The sequence below is a fragment of the Humibacter ginsengisoli genome (assembly GCF_054780095.1).
The window spans coordinates 1019366-1041903 of record NZ_BAAGWZ010000006.1 but is presented as its reverse complement, the minus strand read 5'-3'; the positions used below and the strand labels follow the sequence as shown (position 1 = coordinate 1041903).

Genomic DNA, 22538 nt, shown 5'->3' with positions numbered 1-22538 from the left:
GCTGTTGCTGTGGCGGTCGTGCTGATCTTGTCGGGATGTGGGGGAGGGAAACCGAAGATGAGTCGTGCGCAAGCGAAAGCGAATGTGGTCGATCTCGTGGACGAGACCGTGAAGTCGTTACCAGTCGGCGGTTGGAAGGTCGTGCAGGATCCCTACGAGGAAGACTGCTCGGTCGACGACGGTAAGGTCATGTACTCGTACCTGATGGCCGGAAACGTCGGAAAAGACCCGGATGCGGACGCTGCAACGGTAGCGGCCTTGTGGAAGAAACACGGTCTCAAGGTGACTGTGACGCATGCCGGAGGCCATGCCCGTGAGCCAGAGGTAAGTGGGACAGGTGGATCGGTTGATCGTATCGGCTTTCTCGGCTACACGACCGGGTACGCCATCACCGGAGTCTCCCGCTGCGTGCCCTGATGTCGTTCGTCCAAACTCAAGAGGAAACGGTGCAGAACCCGGGACGGTTCGCCTGGACGAGACGGTGATGCAGGCGGGCGCCGGTGTACTCGGCTCGGCAGACGTCGTTTCCGCGCTGAACGATGCGGGTGTGCAGCAGAAGGTGTGCGCCGGCGCTGTGGCCGACAGTTTGCAGCAGGCGGGTTCGGTGCCCGCGGAAGCTGCGACCGAGCTCGTAGGTGCTGACGCGTCTTTGGCGAGGGCGTTCTGATGGGTGTGAACGTTGCAGATCCGGGTGCGGGTGAGCCGTGGGGTATCAGGGCGCTTGCGGATGCCCGGTCGAAGAAGGCTGCGGAGCTGCGCAGTGCGCATCAGTCGCTGAGCGGTGCAGTTTCCGACGCGTCGAGTGGCGCCTGGGTGGGGAAGACGCAGGTCGCGTTCACCAGCACTGTGGGGTCCGTGCTGCCGCAGGTGCTGTCGTTGGCGGACGGGCTGGATGCGCAGGCGAGCGCACTGTACACGTACGCTGCGCAGGTGCAGCACATCCAGGATCAGCAGCGGACGCTGACGCGGTTGCGGTCCACCGAGCAGGCGCATCTGGCCTCTTTGACGAAGCAGCAGAGTGCGCTGGCTCGTGCTACCCGGATGCCGAACCCGGCTGAGGAGGACGTGCGGAAGGCGCACCGGGTGGGGGTGCACATCGCGGATTCGCAGTCCCGGCTGGCGGGCATCCAAACGCAGTGGGACGACTTGGTCACCCAGCGCAGGCAAGCGGACAAGGCGTGCGCTGATGCGGTTACGGGTGTGAACGTGCTCGGTGCGACCTGGAAGCTCAGTGGTGGCCGGATGTCGGGGAAGACGCCGGACCAGATCCTGGACATGCTGACCGGGCTGACTCCGACGCAGCTTCAGGCACTGCTGGCGGCGCATCCGGAGCTGGCGGGCAAGATCGCCAAGGCCGACCCGACAGAGGTCGCCGCATGGTGGAACAGCATGAACAGTCCGCAGACGGACCCTGCCACAGGAACCTACGTCCCGTCCGACGCGCAGGCGGCGCTGATCGCGGGCATTCCCGCCATCATCGGAAACCTGAACGGTGTCGCATACTGGGCCAGGGACAAGGCGAACCAGGTCGTGCTGAATCAGCGAATCGCCGAGGACGAGAAGGATCCAGCCCGCAATGCGGATGAACTGAAAGCGCTGAAGCAGGTGCAGGCAGCGGTCGGTGCGGGATTACACGGATCCGTTCCGCATGAACTTGTATCGCTGGACGTGGGTACGATCCCTCCGCTCGCGGCAGTCGCAGTCGGGGATCTCGACCACTCGTCGCACGTGTCATTCATCGTTCCTGGGATGAACACCAGCGTCGCAGAGAATCTTGGCGACTACACGAACGCTGCTCAAGAGATGCGTAAGGAGCAGCGGGCAGTATCGGGAGTGGACCAGTCTGACATTGCGGTAATGGCATGGTTGGGATATCACCCGCCAATGGATGACCTGTCCTTCGCACAGGTCTTCACTGACAGCAATGCGATGGCAGCGGCTCCGCGATTGGAAGGCGCGTTGAACGGGATCTACGCAGTACACAATGGATCCACCGTCGATGTATCTGTGATCGCCCACTCTTACGGAACCGATGTGGCTGCCCTCGCGCTGACGAAGTCGCACGCGGATCATCTGGTTCTCCTTGGGTCGCCCGGTATCGCACCGGAAGTGCCGAACGCGTCTGCCATGAACGTTCCCTCCGGCCAGGTGTTCGCCACTCAGGCGCACCACGACGGGTGGGCGAATGGCGGTCATTTCCTAGCGGACGTGGCCGGGAACCCTCGGGCTGACCCCACAGCTTCCTCATTCGGCTCGCATGACTTCAGCTCGGAATACTCGAAGGTGAACGGGATCACGCTGAACCCCGTGACACAGCACGGGCCCTTCGCCCACGCGAGCGGTAACCATTCATACAGCTATCTGGATGACAACACGACAGCACAGTTCAACGCTGCACGGGCCACCATGGGTCAAGGGGCACAGATCGCCGTTGGTGACACTCCATCCGATCGATTTGGGATGCAAATCAAGGACGGGCGTGGGGGATGGGATGGCTGGTGGGGCCTCATGAGCAATGGCGGAACGGCAACTCGATGAGGCAAGCGCTCTCCGTGACTGTGATTGCGGCAGCCTTGTTCCTGGCCGGCTGCACGACGGTCGTACCACAACACCATTCGTCGGCGACATCGAAAGCGACGGTTCATGAAATGACACCTGCGGAGTCGAAGGCCGAGGTTATGGATCTGTATGACGCCACGGCGAAGCTAGTCGGTGGCAATTGGAGCTTAGAAGGTGATTGGAGCGACTGCACTCCAGAAGGGGGTAAAGCACACGCGTATTTTGACCTCGGCGCACAGCGCCGAGCGCAGCCGTTGCAGGCCGAGCCGGACGTTGTTGTAAAGCAGGTACAGGAGCTGTGGGCGTCGAAAGGTCACAGGGCGAAGGTGGTCAGTGAGCCCACATTGACCCCGCCGCGATTGATTCTGTCGGACCCTGCCTGGTTGTCCGGAAGCTATCCGGATGGACGCCTCTTCCAGTTCAGTGTGGGCAAAGACTACGCAGACTTCAGTGCCACCGGCCGGTGCGTTCCAGGGGACAGCTACTACCTCAACACCGGGAAACACCTGTAGCGGCATGACCTCCGCAGCCCCATCGCAGACTGACATCCTTCAGCGGCGCGATCTCACGCTCGACCTGGCTCGTGTTGCGTGCGTCTTCGTCGTCGTGATCGTGCACATCCTTTTCACCGGTGTAGGCGTCGCTCTGAACGGCACGATCGTCGTACAGCGAACGGTGGAGGGTCAGAGCTGGTTCGACGTTGCGAGCTGGATCGCGGACATCATGCCGCTGTTCTTCGTGATCGGCGGGTTTGCTGCCTGCGCCGGCTGGCGCTCGGCACAGCGCAGGGGAGCCGACTCGGCGGCGTTGGTGCGCGTGCGACTGCAGCGCCTGGCCCGCCCTGCGCTGGTGGTTTTCGTCTTCTTCGCGGAACTGCTGACCGCCATCACCGCTCTGCCGCTGGGGTCGGGCATCCAGAAGCTCGCTGGCGCAGTGGTCATCGGCGTCGGCTCACCGCTGTGGTTTCTCGCCGCATACATGGTGGTGCAGGCTCTTGCGCCGGTGATGATCCGCTGGCATCAGCGCAATCCGTGGCTGCCGCTCGTGCTTCTGCTCGGCTGCGCCATCGCGGTCGACCTGTTCCGGTATCGGATCGTCATCGGAGTGTGGCACGTTCCCTTCCTTGGCACGAGCGGCTTCGGGTTCGGCAACGAGCTGTTCGGGATTCCCAACGTGGCGTTCGTGTGGCTGTTCTGCCAGCAACTCGGGTTCGTGATGTACGACGGATGGTTCGCCCGGCAGCGCCGGTATTCCCTCGCCGCGATCATCCTCGCCGCGTTCGCGGTGGCGGTGGGCCTGGTGCCCGTCGCCGGCTACTCGTGGAACCTGCTCTCGGACCAATGGCCTCCGACGGTCCCGCTGGCCCTGCTCGGCATCGCCGAAGCCGCGATGCTCACTCTGCTGCATCGTCCGCTGCAGGCACTGATGAACACGAGGCCCATGCGCGATCGTGTTCGCGTTCGGTTCACGGCTGATGACGATCTACCTGTGGCACTTGCCGACGATCGTCGCACTCACCGGAATCAGCCTTCTCGTTCCGGTGCTGTTGCCGTTCCCCGGGTCTCCGATGTGGTGGTGGACGAGGCCCGTGTTCTTCGTCGTCGTACTCGGGAGTGTGCTGATGCTCTCCCTATGGCTCGGCCGCTTCGAACGCATCCCACCCGAGGGCACCTTGCGGTTCACAGGGCGCGCAGCGACGATCATCGCCTCGGTGCTGTTCATCATCCCGGCACTCGGAATCTCCGCGTTCGGCCTGGATGTCTGGCTCGCCTGGGCCGGTCTCATTGCGACGGCAGCGGCGCTCATCCTCGTCAGTTCGAAGGAGCGGCTGGCTCAGGGTGCCGAGAAAGATACGATCCACTCATGAGCGACCAATCACCGCAGCCGCCGGCCGGCCCCGTGCCGACGAACGTGTACGTGACGCAGACCCCGGCCGGATACGGGCCGCCTCTGCCGCCTCGCAGCACCGGCACTGCTTACCTGCTCATGCTCTTCACGCTCGTCGGCGTTGCGGGCATCCAGCACTTCTACATCGGCAAGATCGGCCGGGGCATCCTCTGGCTGATCACCTTCGGCCTGTTCGGCTTCGGCACGCTCGTGGATGTGTTCACGCTGCCGTCGCAGGTCAAGACGATCAACGCGCGTCGTGCCGTCGGCATCCGCTGACGCAGGCCCTTACCGCGAGCACGCCGACGCACAACGCACCGTCGGCGTCGTCGCGGATGACCTCGGAGTCAGCGTCCGTACCTTGCACCACTGGGATCGGCTGGGGATCGCCTCTCCCTCCGCACGTACTCCTGCCGGATATCGGGTGTACTCGGCGGCGGACCAGGCACGGCTTCGCCGGGTGCTGTTGCTCCGGGAGCTCGGTATACCGCTCGCCCGGATCAGCGAGGTTCTGGAGGCCCCCGCGGCCGAGCGCCGCGAGGAGCTGACGCGGCGTCGCGCCGAATTGGATGCCCGCATCCTGCAGTTGCAGGCGGTCGCCGACTCTGTCGACCGGATGCTCGCGGCCGACGAGCACGGTGTCGTTCTGACCGAAGAAGAACAAGCGGAAACGTTCGGCGCCGACTGGGATCCAGCGCACGCCCGCGGGGCCCGGGAGCGGTGGGGCGATTCTCCTCAGTGGGCGGAGTTCGCCGAGCGCTCTGCGATGCGCACACCGGAGGAGTGGCGTGACGCCACAGCGGCGATGGACTCGGTCATCCAGGCATTCGCCGAAGCACGCCGCTCGGGAGCCGACCCCGCCAGCGCGGGCATGCACGAGCTGGCAGCCCGCCACAGAGAAGCGATGAGCACGTACTTCCACTGCACCCGATCGATGCAGGTGCTGATCGCACGGATGTTCACGGCCGAGCCGGGCTTCGCCGAATACTACGACCGCGTCGAGCCGGGCCTCGCCTTCTGGATGCGCGAGGTGATCGAAGCGGATGCTCGCGCGCACGGCATCGACCCGGAGACCGCTGTCTGGGAGTGAGACGGCAGGAGTGAGACCGCTCAGGCGCGGCCGAGCGCAATGTCGATGATCTCGCGGCTCGGGGTGTGCAGCGCGTCAGCTGCCCGGTGGCCCGTCGCTGCGAGGTATCGGTCCACCAGCCGATTCCCGACTGCGTATCCCGCCCCGGTGGGCAGACCGACGGGCTCCGCTCCGAAGCGCACGGCCGTCGCGTCGCCGAGCACCCATGCCGCGAAGTTCTGCATTCCGGTCACCTCCAGCCCGGAGACCACCTTCTCGAACACCGCGTCGTCGTTCAGGTGCGGCCGTGCGATCGGCGTGTATCCGCGCTCGTCGCCGTAGAGCTGCCGGGCGAATGCATCCGCCAGGCCCTCGGAGACGATCTGTTCCCCAGCGGTCACCGTCGCCGAGTTCCAGACGACTCCGCCGGGCGCGTACCGCAGGTTGTGGTTCAGTTCGTGAACGGCCGATGCCTCCAGGCGGTCGAGATTCTCCTCCGTCGGCCAGATCGTCAGTGAGAGGTAGCCGGTCACGCTTCCGTTGCCGCTCAGACCCCTGACCTCCTTCATGAAGTGCTCGTCATCCGGATCACCCAGAATGAGCACGACGGTCAGATCCGGAACGTTCAGGTGCGGAACGGCGGCTGCCTGCACCTCCACGGCGTTCCCCAGCGCTCGCTCGAACCGGCCCCAGGCATCCGCGGTCCGCAACTGCTCGAGCCCTCGCCGAACCGTCTCCTCAGACCGGTCGAGGGGGAACCCGAAGCTCATCGCATGCATCCTGACGAGATCGACCTCGCCGGGGAAGTAGCGGTACATGCCCGCTGTGGGTGCCAGCATGGCGTTCAGTCTCTGCGCGCGGTCCTGCGGTTCTGCGTCGAGAACGGCGGCCGTGCCGGTCGCTGTGTCCAGCATCGTGATCGTCATGCCATCACGCTAAAGGCTGACGTTGCGTCAGGGTCAAGTCACGTGACGCTGGCCACACGCCGAGCGCCCGCGACATTAGCCTGGTCGCGACGGCTCCGGGAGCGGAGGTCAAGCATCATGGATGAGCGGCGACGGCTTCTCGAGCGCGTGTTCTCTCGCGAGGGTGCGGCAGAGGCGACCGAAGAGCATCGGGATCCGGCCACCGGTGAGACCGTGCGCATGACGCCGAGCCAGTGGACGCTAGCCGAGTACGACCGGGTGCACGCCCACGAGGGCGAAGGTGCGGTCTACTGTGGTGCGGCGGACGCGGAGCAGGACGGCACGAGCGCGCGCGACCTACAGAGCGACGCCCGTGCAGGCGTGGCAAGGGCGGGCATCCGTGGGCCCGACGACGAGCCGTTCACCACGGACTGGGTCACGCACCCGCGACGGGCCGATCGGATGCGAAGGGCGCTGCCGTACCTGACAGCGGTGGGTGCGTTCGTGCTCGGCGTCGCACTCACGGTCGGCGTCGAAGCGGCGACTGATCGAGCGCCGCATCCCGCGAGCACAGATGGGGCCGTCGCCGTACAAGGCGGTGGCTTCCCCGCCTCGCGGCCCGGCGACGGGGACGAAGCGGCGACGCTCGTTGCCGTCACCCGGTACTTCGCGAATACGCCGCGTGTCGACGATCTCGCCGCCGACACCACTCGGGGATTCGACGCGACGTCCTTTCATCTGGTCACCGGGACTGTGAACACGAACGAGAGCAACGCCATCTACGCCGCGCGCCGCCTCGACGGCGAGTACTGCCTCGTCGTGGTCGCGGATGCCGGTCGTGCGGCGGCGACCTGCGGCACCCTCGACGACATCGCTCGGCACGGGCTCAGCCTGACAACGGATGTCGCGTCCGCGATCCGCACGGGAACGTTCGCGGTGACGGTGATCTGGGCGACCGATGGCACGATCAGCTGGAAGTCGGGGCCGTTTGCCGATTAGGTTGTCGCCTCATGTTAGTTTGTCAGCACAAATGGTGATACTGTGCTGACACAGGACATCGGCGACGAGGGAGCACTGCACATGACCGACAGGGACGGCGTGCCGTCGCCCGCTGACGCGGCCTTCGACCTGATCACGTTCGGCCGCATCGGGGTCGACATCTATCCGCTGCAAGACGGCGTCGGCCTCGAAGAGGTGCAGACGTTCGGCAAGTACCTCGGCGGAAGCGCGACGAATGTCGCGATCGCGGCCGCACGCCACGGCCTGCGCAGCGCGGTGATCACCGGGACGGGCGCCGACCCGTTCGGACGGTACGCGCATCGGGAGCTGACGCGACTGGGCGTCGACGACCGCTTCGTCAAGACCGTTCCGGAGCTGAACACGCCCGTCACGTTCTGCGAGATCTTCCCGCCCGACGACTTTCCGCTCTACTTCTACCGGGAGCCGATCGCGCCCGACCTGACCATCACGCCGAAAGACCTGGACCTCGACCGGATCAGCAGGGCCCGCATCTTCTGGGCGACAGTGACGGGCCTCTCCCGAGAACCGAGCCGCGCCGCGCACCATGTGGCGTGGGATGCCCGTGGTCGGAAACCGCTCACGGTGCTCGACCTGGACTACCGTCCGATGTTCTGGGCGTCGCCCGAGGCGGCAACGACCGAGGTCGGCCGCGCGCTCGAGCAGGTGACGGTGGCCGTGGGCAACCGCGAGGAGTGCGCCATCGCGGTCGGCGAGACAGACCCGCACCGTGCGGCGGATGCCCTGCTCGAGCGGGGCGTGGAACTCGCGGTCGTGAAGCAGGGACCACGAGGTGTGCTCGCCAAGACCAGCGACGAGACGGTGGAGGTACCGCCGTTCGAGGTGCAGGTCGTGAACGGCCTGGGCGCCGGAGACGGGTTCGGCGGCGCGCTCTGCCACGGGCTGCTGCAGGGCTGGGACCTGCGCCGTGTCATCCGCTTCGCGAATGTGGCGGGAGCGATCGTGGCCAGCCGGCGTGAGTGCTCAACGGCCATGCCGACCACCTCGGAGGTGGACGAGCTCATCGAGGAGGCCGACCGTGTCCGTGTCTGACCTCGCCGGCCTTGCCGGTACCGCGAACGCTGGGGGAGCGCACGACGCCCGGATCAGTGCCGATGCCTTCGCCCGGCTCAGGGCCGCGCGGCAGCGCGATCCGGGATCCATCGCCACGACGCTTCAGGCCCGCACACGCCGCGAGCTCGTGCGGGGCGACGGGCGGCTGTTCATCGTGGCCGCCGACCATCCCGCCCGTGGAGCTCTCGGGGTGCGAACGAACCCGCTCGCCATGGCGAACCGGTACGACCTGCTGCAGCGCCTCGCCCTTGCGTTGTCGCGACCTGGCGTCGACGGTGTGCTCGGCACGCCGGATGTGATCGAAGACCTCGCTCTGCTCGGCGCGCTCGACGGCAAGATCGCCGTCGGCTCCATGAACCGGGGCGGTCTGCGCGGCGCCGCGTTCGAGATGGACGACCGGTTCACCGGGTACGACGTCGACTCGATGGTGCGCTCGGGACTGGATGCCGCCAAGCTGCTCGTGCGCGTGAACCTGCAGGATTCCGCTACGGCGGGCATCCTCGAGGACACCGCGCGTGCAGTGACGGAGTCGGCTCGTGCCGGCCTGCCGATCCTGCTCGAACCGTTCATGAGCGAGTGGGTCGACGGGCGCGTCGTGAACGACCTCTCGACGGATGCCGTCATCACCTCGGTCGCGATCGCGTCGGGTCTCGGCGCCACTTCGTCGTACACCTGGCTCAAGCTTCCGGTGGTGGCGGAGATGGAGCGGGTGATGCAGGCGACGACCCTGCCCACGCTGCTGCTGGGCGGTGACTCGGATGCCGATCCCGACGAGACCTACGCGTCATGGGCATCCGCCCTGGCGCTGCCCGGCGTGCACGGCCTCGTGGTCGGTCGCACGCTGCTGTACCCGCAGGACGACGATGTGGCGCAGGCCGTCGACATCGCCGCCGCTCTCGTGCACGGGCGCTGACGGCATCCGCCGCGCTCGTGAGCCCTGACCTGAAGTGCAAGAAAAGGAACACCATGACGAACACCACTGAGACTCTCGCCCCAACGGAAACCGGTGCTGAGCTGCCGATCGTCTCGCACTGGATCGACGGCGCGGAGTACCCGTCGGCGAGCGGACGCACCGCTCCAGTCTTCAACCCGGCTCTCGGCGTGGAGACGAAGCGGGTCGCGCTCGCGGACCAGTCGGAGATCGACGCCGCGATCGCATCGGCTCAGCGCGGCTTCGAGGCGTGGAGCCGGTACTCGATCGCGAAGCGGCTGACGGTGCTGTTCAAGTTCCGTGAGCTGCTCAACGAACGCAAGGGCGAACTCGCCGAGATCATCACCTCGGAGCACGGCAAGGTGCTCTCGGACGCACTGGGTGAGATCAACCGCGGCCAGGAGGTCGTGGAACTCGCGACAGGGTTCCCGCACCTGACGAAGGGCGAGTTCAGCGAGGGAGCGTCGACCGGGATCGACGTGTACTCCATCAAGCAGCCTCTCGGCGTGGTCGGGCTGATCAGTCCGTTCAACTTCCCCGCGATGGTGCCGATGTGGTTCTTCCCGGTGGCGATCGCGGCGGGCAACGCCGTCGTGCTGAAGCCGAGCGAGAAGGACCCCTCCGCTTCGCTGTGGATCGCGAAGCTGTGGAAGGAGGCCGGGCTGCCGGATGGCGTCTTCACGGTGCTGCAGGGCGACAAGCTCGCCGTCGACGGGCTGCTGAACAGCCCGGTCGTGCAGTCGATCTCGTTCGTGGGCTCGACTCCGATCGCGCAGTACATCTACGAGACCGCGGCGAGGAACGGCAAGCGGGTGCAGGCGCTCGGCGGGGCGAAGAACCACATGCTGGTGCTGCCGGATGCCGACCTCGACCTGGTCGCCGACCAGGCGGTGAACGCCGGATACGGCGCCGCCGGCGAGCGGTGCATGGCGGTGTCGGTGGTGCTCGTGGTCGATGGGCCCCCACGGGCCGGTTCCGGCGCGTCGCGAAGCGACGGGACGGCCGAGCCCGTAGGGACTGTGGCCGACGAGCTGATCGGCAAGATCTCCGAGCGCATCGAACGGCTGAGGGTGGGAAACGGAGTCGGCGGCCCCGATGGGGAGCCTGACCTGGGACCGCTCATCTCGGCGGAGCACAAGAAGAAGGTCTCGGGCTACGTCGACATCGCCGAGGCGGATGGTGCCACGATCGTGGTCGACGGCCGCTCCTGCTCGGTGGAGGGCGGCGAGGACGGCTTCTTCTTCGGCCCCACCCTCATCGACGATCTGCCGACCAGCTCCCGGGCTTACCAGGAGGAGATCTTCGGCCCGGTGCTGCAGGTGGTGCGGGTGAAGACGTTCCAAGAGGGCATCGACCTCATCAACTCCGGCCAGTTCGGCAACGGCACCGCCATCTTCACGAACGACGGCGGTGCGGCCCGCCGATTCCAGAGCGAGGTGCAGGTGGGCATGATCGGCATCAACGTTCCGATCCCGGTCCCGGTGGCATACCACTCCTTCGGCGGCTGGAAGAATTCGTTGTTCGGCGACGCGAAAGCGTACGGCGTGCACGGGTTCGACTTCTTCACGAGGGAGAAGGCGGTCACGAGTCGCTGGCTCGACCCGGCAACGCATGGCGGCATCAACCTCGGATTCCCGCAGAACGACTGACCGAGACCTCCCGCAGAACGATCGACGAACGAAAGGCATCGCGTCACGATGGCTGTGCGCAATGAGTGGTTCTTTCCCCGTGGAGCGCTGAGCTCGGGCCCGTGGGAGGCCGTGGTCGACGGGAGTATCGACGGATGGCGGCACACGGGCATCCGTATCGCTCAGATCGACAGCAGGGGCGTAGAGCTGCCTGCCGCGGACCTCGAGCGAATCGTGGTGCCGCTCTCGGGCGGCTTCCGCGTGGAGCACGAGGGCACCGCGACGGAGCTCGAAGGTCGCGCCGGCGTTTTCGACGGGCCGACGGACGCGCTCTACGTGGGGTGCGGCGAGGGTCTGCGCATCAGCGCACAGGATGCCGGTGGGCGCGTCGCGATCGCCGAAGCCGTCACCACCGTGCGCAAGCCGAGCGTCTACCTGCCGAAGGCCGACGTTCCGGTGGAGATCAGGGGCGCCGGACGTGACACCAGGCAGGTGCACAACTTCGGCACGCCAGACGCTCTGGATGCCGCAGCGATCATCGCGTGCGAGGTCGTGACGCCGGCGGGAAACTGGTCGTCGCATCCCGCCCACAAGCACGACGAGGATGTTCCCGGTCACGAGTCCCGGCTCGAGGAGATCTACTACTTCGAGGCAGCACCGCACTCGGGGCTGAACGCGCCCGAGAACGTGGATGCCTTCGGCACGTTCGCCGCGTACTCCTCGCCGGCGGGCGAGATCGACACCGGCGCCATGGTGCGAACCGGCGACATCGCGCTGGTGCCGTTCGGCTACCACGGCCCGGCCGCGGCGGCCCCTGAGTATGACCTGTACTACCTCAACGTGATGGCCGGCCCCGGCGAGAAGCGGGAATGGCTGATCAGCGACGACCCACGGCAGAGCTGGATCCGCAAGGCTTGGGAAAGCCGCCTTCCCGACCCACGGCTCAGCAGCGTGCAGAACGGAGCACACCGATGACGAGAAGACGCATGACGGTCGGTCAGGCGCTCGTCGAGTTCCTCGGCCACCAGTGGACGGTCGACGGCGACGTGCGCGAGCGAACGGTGCCCGGCATCCTGGGCATCTTCGGGCACGGCAACGTGGCCGGACTCGGTCAGGCGCTGAAGCAGTACAACGTGCTGCAGCCGACTCTGCTGCCGTACCACCAGGCACGCAACGAGCAGGCGATGGTGCATCAGGCCGTCGGGTTCGCGCGCGTGCACCGCAGGCGGGCGACGCTGGCCGCCGCGGCATCCGTCGGTCCTGGCGCCGCGAACATGCTCACCGGCGCGGCGCTGGCCACGGCCAACCGGCTGCCGGCGCTGCTCCTGCCGAGCGATACGTTCGCCACGCGAGTGGCCGACCCGGTGCTGCAGCAGCTGGAGCACCCGCACGACCTCGGCGTGCAGGTGACAGACGCGTTCCGTCCGCTGTCGCGGTTCTTCGACCGGGTCCAGCGCCCGGAACAGCTGTTCTCCATCGCGCTCGCCGCGATGCGCGTGCTGACCGACCCGGCCGAGACCGGTGCCGTCACGATCGCGTTACCGGAAGACGTGCAGGCCGAGGCGATCGACGTGCCCGTCGAGTTCCTGCAAGACCGGGAGTGGCACATCCGTCGTCCGTTGCCGGAGCGGTGGGCGCTGGATGCCGCTGTGCGCGCGATCCGCGCGGCGAGGCATCCGTTCATCGTGGCGGGCGGGGGAGTCATCTACTCCGACGCGGAGACCGCCCTGCGAGCGCTCGTCGAGGCCACAGGCATCCCGGTCGGAACGAGTCAGGCCGGTGGCGGTGCGCTGAACTGGGATCACCCGCAGTATCTGGGGGGTGTGGGTGCTACCGGAACAGCCGCCGCCAACAGGCTGGCCGCCGAGGCCGACGTGGTGATCGGCATCGGCACCCGGTACAGCGACTTCACGACCGCGAGCCGCACCGCGTTCCAGAACCCTTCCGTCACGTTCGTGAACGTCAACGTGGCGCCGTTCGACGCCTACAAGCACGGCACACAGCTGCCGGTGGTCGCGGATGCGCGCGAGACGCTGACCGCGCTGCTCCCGGCCCTCGGGGGATACCGGGTGGAGCCGGCGTACGCCGAGCGCATCGAACGCGAGAAGCGGCGGTGGGATGCCGTCGTCGACGAGGCGTTCCAGGCATCCGCTGCTCCGGGCGAAGCGGACCAGAAGCTGCCGAGCCAGTCGCAGATCATCGGCGCCGTGCAGTCCGCCAGCGCACCGCGGGACATCGTCGTACAGGCAGCGGGGTCGCTGCCGGGAGACCTGCACAAGCTGTGGCGGGTGCGCGACCCGCTCGGGTATCACGTGGAGTACGCATTCTCGACCATGGGATACGAGATCGCCGGCGGCCTCGGCGTGAAGCGTGGTCTGGACGCGCTCGGTTCATCGGAGCAGGCCGATGAACGCGACGTCATCGTCATGGTCGGCGACGGCTCCTACCTCATGCTGCACAGTGAACTCGCTACGGCGGTAGCCGAGGGCATCAAGATCATCGTCGTGCTCATCCAGAACGAAGGCTTCGCCTCCATCGGGCACCTCTCCGAGACCGTCGGCTCGCAGCGGTTCGGCACCCGCTACCGCTACCTGAACCGCGACGAGCTCAACTTCGAGTCCGGCAGCCTGCTCGACGCGGTCGACCTCGCGGCGAACGCGCGCAGCTACGGCGTCGATGTCATCGAGATCGAACCGGGAGCGGATGCCGTCGCCCGGCTGCACGACGCGGTCCTGGCGGCGAAGGCGAGCCAGGCATCCACGCTCATCCACATCCACTCCGACCCGTTCCAGTACGCACCGGACGGCGACGGATGGTGGGATGTGCCGGTCGCGCAGGTCTCCGAGCTGGAGAGCACCAAGCAGGCGTACGACGAGTACGTCGAACAACGCAAGAACCAGCGGCCCCTGCTGGGCTGAGCCGCCCCTACACGAGAAGGACGACGATGACCGACACCGACACCGCGCCACACACGCAGGGCCTGCGCATCGGCACGGCCCCCGACTCGTGGGGCGTGTGGTTCCCGGATGATCCGCGCCAGATTCCGTGGCAGCGGTTCCTCGACGAGGTGCAGACCGCCGGCTACCACTGGATCGAGCTCGGACCGTACGGCTACCTGCCCACCGACCCGCACGAGCTGGAGGACGAGCTCGGCAAGCGCGACCTCGAGCTGTCGGCCGGAACGGTGTTCACCGGGTTCCACAAGGGTGAGGAGCAGTGGCAGCGCGCGTGGGACCAGGCCGTGAAGGTGGCGGGGCTGGCGCATGCGCTCGGTGCAGAGCACATCGTGGTCATCCCCGACCTGTGGCGATCGGATGCCACGGGCGAGACCCTCGAGTCGCGCACCCTCACCGACGACCAGTGGGCGCAGCTCGCAGCCGGTCATGACCGGCTGGGCAAGGCGCTGTACGAGGAGTACGGGGTGCACCAGCAGTTCCACTCGCACGCCGACAGCCACGTCGGCACCTACCGCGAGGTCGAGCGACTGCTCGAGCTGACCGACCCGCGGTACGTGAACCTCTGCCTCGACACCGGCCACTTCGCGTACTACGGAGGCGACAACGTGAAGCTGATCGGCGCGCATCCGGACCGCATCGGGTACCTGCACCTCAAGCAGATCGACCCGGACCTGCGCTTCGAAGTACTGAAGAACGACGTGCCGTTCGCCGACGCCGCCATCGACGTCATGGTGGAGCCGCCCGCCGGCGTTCCGGACTTCGCCCCGATCATCGAAGCGGTCTCGGCCATCGACGAGAACATCTTCGCGATCGTCGAGCAGGACATGCCGGGTGTCGACGTCGACGTGCCCGCTGCCATCGCCACCCGCACCCGGCAGCACATCTTCGGGTGCTCGCCGCTCACCCGTATCCGCTGACTCGGCCGAAAGAGACACTATGACCACCACCACTGACCTCCGCGTGGGCGTCGTCGGCGCCGGCATGATGGGCGCCGACCACGTGAACCGCCTCACCACGACCATCGCCGGTGCGGCGGTGTCGGCGATCATCGAGCCGGATGCCGGGCGCGCGCAAGCCGCCGCAGCGCACGCTCCAGGAGCGGCAGTGTTCAGTGCGATCGAGCAAGCCCTGGATGCGGATGCCGTCGACGCTGTCGTGATCGCCACGCCCGGGCAATTCCACGAGCCGGTGCTGCTGCCGGCACTCGAGGCGGGCATCCCGATCCTGTGCGAGAAGCCGCTGACGCAGGACCCCGAATCCTCCTGGCGCATCGTGGAGGCGGAGCAGAAGACCGGCAAACGCCTGATCCAGGTCGGGTTCATGCGTCGGTTCGACGCGCAGTACCGGCAGCTCAAGCAGCTGATCGCCTCAGGGACCGCGGGCGAGCTGCTCATGCTGCGGGGTGTGCACCGCAACCCGTCCGTGCCCGACAGCTACACCCAGCAGATGCTCATCACCGACTCGGTCGTGCACGAGTTCGACGTGGTGCCCTGGCTCGCCGGCGCCACCATCCGCTCCGTCGAGGTGCGGTACGGCAAGCGCAACGCGCTCAGCCCGGAGCGGCTGCGCGAGCCGATCCTCGTGCTGATGGAGCTCGACAACGGTGTGCTCGTCGATGTGGAGATGAACGTCAGCGTGCAGTTCGGCTACCAGGTGGCCACCGAGGCGGTGTTCCAGCGCGGTGTCGCGCGCATCGGTCAGCCGGACGGGCTGCAGCTGTGGCAGGACGGCCGATTCCAGATCGACGAGCACCAGAGCTTCACGACGAGGTTCAAGCAGGCGTACGACGTCGAGGTGCAGGACTGGGTGGATGCCGCCCACCGCGGCGGCATCGCCGGGCCGTCGGCGTGGGACGGCTACAAGGTGGCCGTAGCATGCGCCGCCGGCGTGAAGGCGCTGGAGACCGAGGGACCGGTCGCGGTCGAACTTCCGCCCGTGCCGGAGTTCTACGCGTAGAGAAAGAGGAGAACCTCCATGGTGAAGATCGCCCTCGACCCCACGCCCTACCACTCGACGCACTCATTCCTGGAGTTCTTCGACGTCGCCGCGGCAGCCGGCTACGACTGGATCCAGCTCACGCCGCACGCGGACTTCATCCCCTTCTTCTCGCACCCTCGCGTCGACCGGGAGTACCTCGCCGCGGTGAAGAAGCGTGCTGCGGATGCCGGCGTCGGCATCTGCTCGCTGCTTCCCGTGCAGCGCTGGTCGTGGCCCGACGAGCTGCCCCGCGAGGCGGCGGTGCGCAACTGGAAGCGCATCATCCAGATCGCCGAAGACCTCGAGGTGCCGGTGATCAACACGGAGTTCTCGGGGCGTCCGGAGCGCGCGGAGGAGTCCGAAGCCGGCTTCTACCGGTCGATGGAGGAGCTGCTTCCGCTGATCGAGGCATCCGGGGTGCGGGTGAACATCGACCCGCACCCCGACGACTTCGTCGAGGATGCGCTCGACGCATGGCGCATCATCCGCGGACTTGATTCGAATGCCGTCGGCCAGGTCTATGTCGCCAGCCACACGTTCCACTACGGCGACCGCGCGACAACGCTCATCCCCGAGCTGGGGGAGAGGCTCGGCGCCGTCTACACCGCCGACTCGTTCGACCACCGCCGCTCGCACGGGCTGCGCTACATCACCAACCCGCCCGGCAACCCCGCCCGGGTGCACCAGCATCTGAGAATCGGCGACGGCGACGTGAACTGGAGGGAGCTCTTCGCGGTGCTGCAGGCATCCGGATTCCTCGACCGTGAGGATGCCATCATCTGCTCGAACGTGTTCGCGGAGGACGAGACCGCCGACGAGACGTCGCGGTTCCAGCTGACGCGCATACGCGAGCTGATTGCCGAGGCGAATCCGGGCAGCACAGCATGAAGGTCGCGGCACGATGACGGCGCGACCGCTCGGCATCGGACTGATCAGCGTCGGCTGGATGGGGCGCGCGCACTCCCGGGCTTATCGCAACGTGAACGAGCACTACCCGGAGCTGCCCGTGCGCCCGCGGCTCGTCGTCGCCGCCGACGTGGTGGAGCGCAATCGTACGGATGCCGTCGAGTTGCTCGGGTACGAGCGCGCCGTCGCGGACTACCGGGACGTGCTCGCCGATCCGGATGTCGAGGCCGTGTCGATCTGCTCGCCCAATTTCCTGCACCGTGAGATGGCGCTCGCCGCGGCGGAGGCGGGCAAGCCGTTCTGGATCGAGAAGCCGATGGGTCGGGGCCGTGCGGAGAGCGCGGACATCGCCCGCGCCGCCGAGGGGCGCGGGCTGGTCACGGCGGTGGGCTTCAGCTACCGCAACCCGCCGGCGATCGCGAGGGCGCGTGAGCTCGTCGCATCCGGTCGCCTGGGCCGCATCACGAACGTGCGGGTCTCGTTCCTGGCCGACTACTCGTCGAACCCGGATGACCCGCTCACGTGGCGCTTCGAACGCGACCGCGCAGGCTCGGGAGTGTACGGCGACCTGCTCTCACACGGGTTCGACCTTGCGATGCAGCTCGTCGGGCCGATCGCGGAGGTGACCGCGGTGCAGGAGACGTTCCTGGCCGAGCGGCCCCGCGTGGTGGGCGCCACGGTGGGGCATCATGCCGACGCCGTGGGTGAGCCAGGGCCGGTCGAGAACGAGGACTACGCCGGCGTGCTCGCACGCTTCGAGAACGGCGCCGTCGGGGTGTTCGAGTCCAGCCGGGTTGCCGTGGGTCCACGAGCCGAGTACCTCGTCGAGGTGTACGGAACGGAGGGGTCGCTGCGCTGGGACTTCCAGCGCATGAACGAGCTGCAGGTCGCGCTGCGAGGCTCAGGCGAGTACGGTTACACGACCGTGTACGCGCAGCCCGGCGACGGCGACTTCGCCCGCTTCCAGCCCGGCGGCGGCACCGGCATGGGCTTCGACGACCTGAAGACGATCGAGGCGGTGCACTTCCTGCGCTCCGTGACCGAGGGCGTGCAGCATGGGCCGTCCGTGGCCGATGGCCTCGCCGCTGCGTGCGTGGCGGATGCGGCGGAACGCTCGGGCACGACGCGGCGGTGGACGGCGGTGGGGTGAGTCACGGCGTTACCAGAGCGTGGTGATCCCGAACTCCGCGAACGCCCGATCACGGGTCACCAGGGGAAGGTCCTCAAGTTCGCTCTGCGCGGCGAGCATCCGATCGAAAGGATCCCGGTGTGCGACCGTGTAGCCCCCGGCTATCAGCCCATGGCGGTACGTGACAGGCAGATGCGTGAAGCCGTGAGCGGTGGAGAGCTCACCGAACGAGTCCGCCGCCTTTGGGACATCGTTGAGTTTGCCGAGCCGGGACTTCGTCGCGACCTCCCAGGCGCTCGCGGCGCTGACATGGATGTCGTTGGATCGGTCCTCGATGGCCTCCCGTGCCGTAGCCGAGAGACGGTCGTCGTTCGTCAGCCACCACAGCAGGGCGTGCGTGTCCAGCAGAAGGCCCCTCATCACGCTTCCCAGGCCGCGAGTTCGTCGTCAGGCAACGGTTCGAAGAACTCGTCGCCGACTCTGCCCTCCAAGCCGCCAGGAGTCCGTTTGCCTTCGGTCTGTGCCAATGGCATCAGCCTCGCGTACGGGGTGCCGGCCTTGGCGAGGATGATCTCCTCGCCGTCGTGCGCCCGCTCCAGCAGTCGAGAGAGCTGCGTTTTCGCGGCATACACATTCACGACGTCACTCATGATCGCTCCTTGACTAGACCATCAGGTCAAGTCTACAGCGAGGACCGCAACGCGGCATCCGCCGCCTTGAGCACATCCGCTGCGACCTCAATGCCCTCGATGCGTCCCAGCTCGGTGTCCTCGTGCTCGATGTTGACCATCATGTCGGGGTCGACGCCGTGCAGCGCCCGCAGGAACTCGGTCCAGTAGGCGACGTCGTGCCCCTTGCCGAGCGCGACGAAGTCCCACGATGAGGGCTTCGGCCATTCGTTGGCCCATTCGTCGCCGCCGAGGTTGGTGCGCGGCTCGTCCGGGCACAGGCGGCGGAACGAGTTGTCCAGCACTCCGTTCAGCGCTGCCGTCTCGGGGTTGATGCGCACGTCTTTCGCGGCGGCATGGAACACCAGCTCGCCGAGATGGCGGACCACTGCGACGGGTCCATCTGCTGCCAGAACAGGTGGGATGCGTCGAGCTCGACGCCCACGTTCGTCGCGCCCGTCAGGTCGATGAGCTTGTGCACGCTCGCCACGTTGAACACGACGTTCTGCGGGTGCAGCTCCAGCGCGACCTTGACGTCGTGGTCGCGAGCCATTCGGTCGATCTCCCGCCAGATGTCAGCGACGATCGACCATTGATGGTCGAGCACGTCGAGGGCAGCGGAGTTCCACGCGTTCACGATCCAGTTCGGGCGTGACGCGCCCGGCTCCCCGCCAGGGAGCCCCGACATCGTGACGACGCGATGCTGCCCCAACCGCTCCGCAAGACGGATCGAGCGGCGCACATCCTCGGCGTGTTTCGGGCCGATCGAGGGATTCGGATGCAGCGGGTTGCCGTTGCAGTTCAGCCCGGCGATCGAGACTCCCGTGCCCTCGAACAGGCCGAGGTAGTCATCCCGAGCGGCGTCGCTCACGAGGATGTCGTCGAACGTGGGCACATGCACGGCGGGCAGGAACCCGCCCGTGTTGATCTCCAGCCCGGTGAGGCCGAGCCCGGCGACGACGTCGATCGCTTCCGGCAGCGAGCGGTCGTGCAGGATCGCGTTGTACAGTCCGAGCCTCATCGTCCGTCCTCCTGCGCGATCTCGACCTCGCGTCCGTCGTTCGCTGCGGATTCGGCGACCGCGACGAGCATCCGCATGTTGTGCAGGCCCTCCGCGAACCCGGCGTTGCGCGGCAGCGACTCGGATTCTGGGATGCCGGCGACCTCCTCGAGGAACGCCCGCGCCTGGAACACGAACCCGTCGTTCTGGCCGATGGCGACTCCCGGCGCATCCATCGCCAGACCGCCGCGCCAGTACGGATGCTCGGGGCCGAGGATGACGGTGCGGTATCCGTTCGTCGCTGGGTCGCCGCCGGCCACGAAGACGCGCACCTCGCCCGGGTTGCGGAAGTCGAAGGCGGCCGACCCGTTCTCGCAGAACACCTCGACGCCGAGCGTGTTCGGGTGGCCGGCCGAGACCCGTGAGACCTGAAGGGTCGCTGTGGCGTCGCTGGCGAACCTCGCCGAGAACGCGGCGAAGTCGTCGTTCTCCACCATCTCGCGCTCCTCGCCGACCGCGACGTGCTCGTGGCCGACGACGGCGCCCAACGGCTTGGGGCGGGAGGTGATGGCGGTGTTCAAGGTACCGCCTCGCACCGCGACGATCTCGCTGTTCGCGGCGAACTCGGCGAGATAGCTGAGGTGACTGCCGACATCCGCGAGCGCGCCCGATCCGGCCGGTCCCTTGTACCGCCAGCTGATCGGCGCCTGTGGATCGCAGCCGTAGTCCGTGAAGTAGTAGCCGTTCACGTGCATCGCACGGCCGAGCCGCCCGGATCGCACGAGGTCGTTGACGAAGGCGAAGCCCGGCTGCCGGCGGAATGTGAGGCCGATCCGCGCTAGGGCTGCCGAGGCATCCGCCGCGGCCAACATCGCCTCGGCGTCTGCGATCGTGTCGGACAGCGGCTTCTCGCACAGCACGTGCTTGCCGGCGGCGAGCAGGCCCTCGACGATCCCGCGGTGCAGCGAGTTCGCGACGACGACGCTCACGACCTGGATGTCGTCGTTCGCCGCGATCGCCTGCCAGGAGGTGTCGTGGCGTTCGAAGCCGTACCGCGCGGCCGTCTCGACCGCGAGCGGTTCGTACGCGTCGGCGATCGAGACGAGACGCACGGGCGGCAAGGCGCTGCGATACAGCGTCGGTGCGGCGCGGTAGGCGGCGGCGTGGGCCTTGCCGGCCATGCCTGCGCCGATGACGGCGACTCCGATGTCGTCTGTGCTCATGGATGACTCCCGCGAGGTCTGTGTCGGACATCAACACGCTAACACGAAGAATGTATGTTTGACAGGACATAAAGACGTGTGCTGTTCTTGGAACCAGGACGTCAGAAGCGACGTGACGAACGATGCGACGAAGGAGTCCAGATGTCCCAGCCCTCGACCACGAATGCGAGCGACGGACCCAGTTCCACGCTCCCACCGCTGACCCCCGGCCCGTACCGCAAGCGTCTCGGCGTCGTCGCGCTCGTCGCGACGTTCGGCGGACTGCTCTTCGGCTACGACACGAGCGTCATCAACGGCGCCCTGAACCCGATGAGCCACGAACTGGGGCTCACCGCGTTCACCGAGGGGGTGGTCACGAGTTCGCTGCTGTTCGGAGCTGCCGTCGGAGCCGTCACCGGCGGACGGCTCTCGGATGCCTGGGGTCGCCGCAAGACGATCATCCTGCTGTCGGTGCTCTTCTTCGTCGGCGCCCTGTTCTGCGTGTTCACACCCGACCTGGCGTTCATGGTCGTGGGTCGCGTCATCCTCGGCCTGGCAGTGGGGGCGGCGTCGACCGTCGTTCCCGTGTTCCTGGCAGAGCTCGCGCCCTTCGAGATCCGCGGGTCTCTCGCCGGCCGGAACGAGATGATGATCGTCGTCGGTCAGCTCGCCGCGCTGGTGGTCAACGCGATCATCGGCAGCATCTGGAACGACGTCGGCTGGATCTGGCGCGTCATGCTCGCGTTCGAGGCCATCCCGGCCGCCGCGCTCTTCATCGGGATGCTTCGCATGCCCGAGTCGCCGCGCTGGCTGGCCGAGAAGGGGCGCATCGACCAAGCGCTGGAGGTCTTGAAAACGCTGCGGCCCGTCAATCGGGCAGAACCGGAGTTGAGTGAGATCACGACGGTCGTCAAGGAAGAGACCGAGCGCGTTCAGATGGATTGGCGCAGCATCCTGAAGAACAAGTGGCTGATCCGCATCCTGCTCGTGGGCATCGGGCTCGGCGTGGCTCAGCAGTTCACCGGCATCAACTCGATCATGTATTACGGCCAGATCGTGCTGATCGAGTCCGGCTTCTCGAAGACCGCCGCCCTGATCGCGAACCTCGGGCCCGGCATCATCGCCGTGATCGGCGCGATCATCGCACTGCAGATGATGGACCGCTTCAGCCGCCGCAAGACCTTCCTCATCGGCTTCTCGCTGACCACGCTGTGCCACATCCTGATCGGTATCGCCTCGATGTTGTTGCCGGCGGGCAATCCGCTGCGGCCGTACGTGATCCTGTTCCTCGTGGTCGCGTTCGTCGGCTCGATGCAGACGTTCCTGAACGTGGCCGTCTGGGTGACGCTGTCGGAGATCTTCCCGCTGAAGATGCGGGCGTTCGGCATGGGCGTCTCGGTGTTCATGCTGTGGATCGCCAACGCGTTCCTCGGGCTCTACTTCCCGTCGCTCATCGCCGGAGTCGGGATCACCGGATCGTTCTTCATCTTCGCGGGCCTGGGCATCCTGTCGCTGATCTTCGTGTACACGCAGGTGCCGGAGACCCGCGGCCGCACGCTCGAGGAGCTCGAGGAGGACGTCACGACCGGCGCGATCTACCTGCCAGAGAAGAAGAACGCGTAGGCCCCG

General features: G+C 67.0%; 21 protein-coding genes and 1 pseudogene. 17 read left to right on the top strand and 5 right to left on the bottom strand.

Annotation, left to right across the window (positions count from 1 at the left end; translation table 11 throughout):
- The first annotated feature begins 57 nt into the window (after positions 1–57).
- The 6 genes from ACYVI5_RS13170 (at position 58) to ACYVI5_RS13145 (ending at position 5536) form a co-directional block, all read left to right on the top strand.
- Positions 58–417, top strand: a complete 360-nt coding sequence (locus ACYVI5_RS13170; RefSeq protein WP_460580559.1) for a hypothetical protein — start codon at positions 58–60, stop codon at positions 415–417.
- Positions 418–484: 67 nt separating this feature from the next.
- The gene (locus ACYVI5_RS13165) at positions 485–667 is read left to right on the top strand and encodes a hypothetical protein (RefSeq protein WP_460580558.1); all 183 of its coding nucleotides are present in this window, start codon (positions 485–487) and stop codon (positions 665–667) included.
- Between the two features lie 188 nt (positions 668–855).
- The gene (locus ACYVI5_RS13160) at positions 856–2538 is read left to right on the top strand and encodes an alpha/beta hydrolase (RefSeq protein ID WP_460580557.1); all 1683 of its coding nucleotides are present in this window, start codon (positions 856–858) and stop codon (positions 2536–2538) included.
- Positions 2487–3071, top strand: coding sequence for a hypothetical protein (locus tag ACYVI5_RS13155; protein WP_460580556.1), 585 nt, complete (start codon positions 2487–2489; stop codon positions 3069–3071). Before ACYVI5_RS13160 ends, ACYVI5_RS13155 begins: the two co-directional genes overlap by 52 nt.
- Positions 3072–3075: 4 nt before the next feature.
- Entirely contained in the window at positions 3076–4725 is a 1650-nt protein-coding gene (locus ACYVI5_RS13150; RefSeq protein ID WP_460580555.1) for an acyltransferase family protein, read from the top strand.
- Entirely contained in the window at positions 4706–5536 is an 831-nt protein-coding gene (locus ACYVI5_RS13145; RefSeq protein WP_460580554.1) for a MerR family transcriptional regulator, read from the top strand. Before ACYVI5_RS13150 ends, ACYVI5_RS13145 begins: the two co-directional genes overlap by 20 nt.
- A gap of 20 nt (positions 5537–5556) precedes the next feature.
- Here the strand turns inward: ACYVI5_RS13145 and ACYVI5_RS13140 are convergent, their stop codons facing one another.
- Positions 5557–6441 carry a DUF2268 domain-containing putative Zn-dependent protease gene (locus ACYVI5_RS13140; protein ID WP_460580553.1) on the bottom strand — a complete coding sequence of 295 codons (885 nt, stop codon included), beginning with the start codon at positions 6439–6441 and terminating at the stop codon, positions 5557–5559.
- Positions 6442–6558: 117 nt separating this feature from the next.
- Here ACYVI5_RS13140 and ACYVI5_RS13135 point away from each other — a divergent pair, with 117 nt between their 5' ends.
- From ACYVI5_RS13135 to ACYVI5_RS13090, 10 genes are all read left to right on the top strand, one after another.
- The gene (locus ACYVI5_RS13135) at positions 6559–7419 is read left to right on the top strand and encodes a hypothetical protein (RefSeq protein ID WP_460580552.1); all 861 of its coding nucleotides are present in this window, start codon (positions 6559–6561) and stop codon (positions 7417–7419) included.
- A gap of 81 nt (positions 7420–7500) precedes the next feature.
- Positions 7501–8490 (top strand): 5-dehydro-2-deoxygluconokinase, encoded by a 990-nt coding sequence (gene iolC, locus ACYVI5_RS13130; protein WP_460580551.1) that lies wholly within the window; start codon positions 7501–7503, stop codon positions 8488–8490.
- A gap of 52 nt (positions 8491–8542) precedes the next feature.
- On the top strand, positions 8543–9424 hold the full coding sequence (locus ACYVI5_RS13125; RefSeq protein WP_460532836.1) for a class I fructose-bisphosphate aldolase: 882 nt from the start codon (positions 8543–8545) through the stop codon (positions 9422–9424).
- A 53-nt stretch (positions 9425–9477) separates the two neighbouring features.
- Positions 9478–11091: a CoA-acylating methylmalonate-semialdehyde dehydrogenase gene (locus ACYVI5_RS13120; RefSeq protein WP_460532381.1), complete on the top strand. Its 1614-nt coding sequence runs from the start codon at positions 9478–9480 to the stop codon at positions 11089–11091.
- Between the two features lie 48 nt (positions 11092–11139).
- Positions 11140–12045 carry a 5-deoxy-glucuronate isomerase gene (gene iolB / locus ACYVI5_RS13115; protein WP_460580550.1) on the top strand — a complete coding sequence of 302 codons (906 nt, stop codon included), beginning with the start codon at positions 11140–11142 and terminating at the stop codon, positions 12043–12045.
- Positions 12042–13988: a 3D-(3,5/4)-trihydroxycyclohexane-1,2-dione acylhydrolase (decyclizing) gene (gene iolD / locus ACYVI5_RS13110; protein WP_460580549.1), complete on the top strand. Its 1947-nt coding sequence runs from the start codon at positions 12042–12044 to the stop codon at positions 13986–13988. Before iolB ends, iolD begins: the two co-directional genes overlap by 4 nt.
- A gap of 26 nt (positions 13989–14014) precedes the next feature.
- Positions 14015–14944, top strand: a complete 930-nt coding sequence (locus ACYVI5_RS13105) for a sugar phosphate isomerase/epimerase family protein (RefSeq protein ID WP_460580548.1) — start codon at positions 14015–14017, stop codon at positions 14942–14944.
- Positions 14945–14963: 19 nt separating this feature from the next.
- Positions 14964–15983 carry a Gfo/Idh/MocA family protein gene (locus tag ACYVI5_RS13100; RefSeq protein ID WP_460580547.1) on the top strand — a complete coding sequence of 340 codons (1020 nt, stop codon included), beginning with the start codon at positions 14964–14966 and terminating at the stop codon, positions 15981–15983.
- 18 nt (positions 15984–16001) lie between these two features.
- Positions 16002–16892, top strand: coding sequence for a sugar phosphate isomerase/epimerase family protein (locus tag ACYVI5_RS13095; RefSeq protein WP_460580546.1), 891 nt, complete (start codon positions 16002–16004; stop codon positions 16890–16892).
- A gap of 13 nt (positions 16893–16905) precedes the next feature.
- A complete protein-coding gene (locus tag ACYVI5_RS13090; RefSeq protein WP_460580545.1) occupies positions 16906–18060 on the top strand; it encodes a Gfo/Idh/MocA family protein in 1155 nt (384 codons plus the stop codon).
- 9 nt (positions 18061–18069) lie between these two features.
- Here the strand turns inward: ACYVI5_RS13090 and ACYVI5_RS13085 are convergent, their stop codons facing one another.
- The 4 genes and pseudogenes from ACYVI5_RS13085 to ACYVI5_RS13070 all read right to left on the bottom strand — a co-directional run bounded on the left by ACYVI5_RS13085 (position 18070) and on the right by ACYVI5_RS13070 (position 20930).
- The gene (locus ACYVI5_RS13085; protein WP_460580544.1) at positions 18070–18459 is read right to left on the bottom strand and encodes a type II toxin-antitoxin system VapC family toxin; all 390 of its coding nucleotides are present in this window, start codon (positions 18457–18459) and stop codon (positions 18070–18072) included.
- A complete protein-coding gene (locus ACYVI5_RS13080; protein WP_460580543.1) occupies positions 18459–18689 on the bottom strand; it encodes a type II toxin-antitoxin system Phd/YefM family antitoxin in 231 nt (76 codons plus the stop codon). The genes ACYVI5_RS13085 and ACYVI5_RS13080 overlap by 1 nt, the downstream gene beginning before the upstream one ends.
- A 32-nt stretch (positions 18690–18721) precedes the next feature.
- Positions 18722–19728 (bottom strand): annotated as a pseudogene (locus ACYVI5_RS13075) (sugar phosphate isomerase/epimerase family protein).
- Positions 19725–20930 carry a Gfo/Idh/MocA family protein gene (locus ACYVI5_RS13070; RefSeq protein ID WP_460580542.1) on the bottom strand — a complete coding sequence of 402 codons (1206 nt, stop codon included), beginning with the start codon at positions 20928–20930 and terminating at the stop codon, positions 19725–19727. Before ACYVI5_RS13070 ends, ACYVI5_RS13075 begins: the two are co-directional and overlap by 4 nt.
- A gap of 141 nt (positions 20931–21071) precedes the next feature.
- Between ACYVI5_RS13070 and ACYVI5_RS13065 the strand changes: the two genes are divergently transcribed.
- Complete coding sequence (locus tag ACYVI5_RS13065) at positions 21072–22532, top strand: sugar porter family MFS transporter (RefSeq protein ID WP_460580541.1); 1461 nt, start codon at positions 21072–21074, stop codon at positions 22530–22532.
- Positions 22533–22538 lie beyond the last annotated feature (6 nt).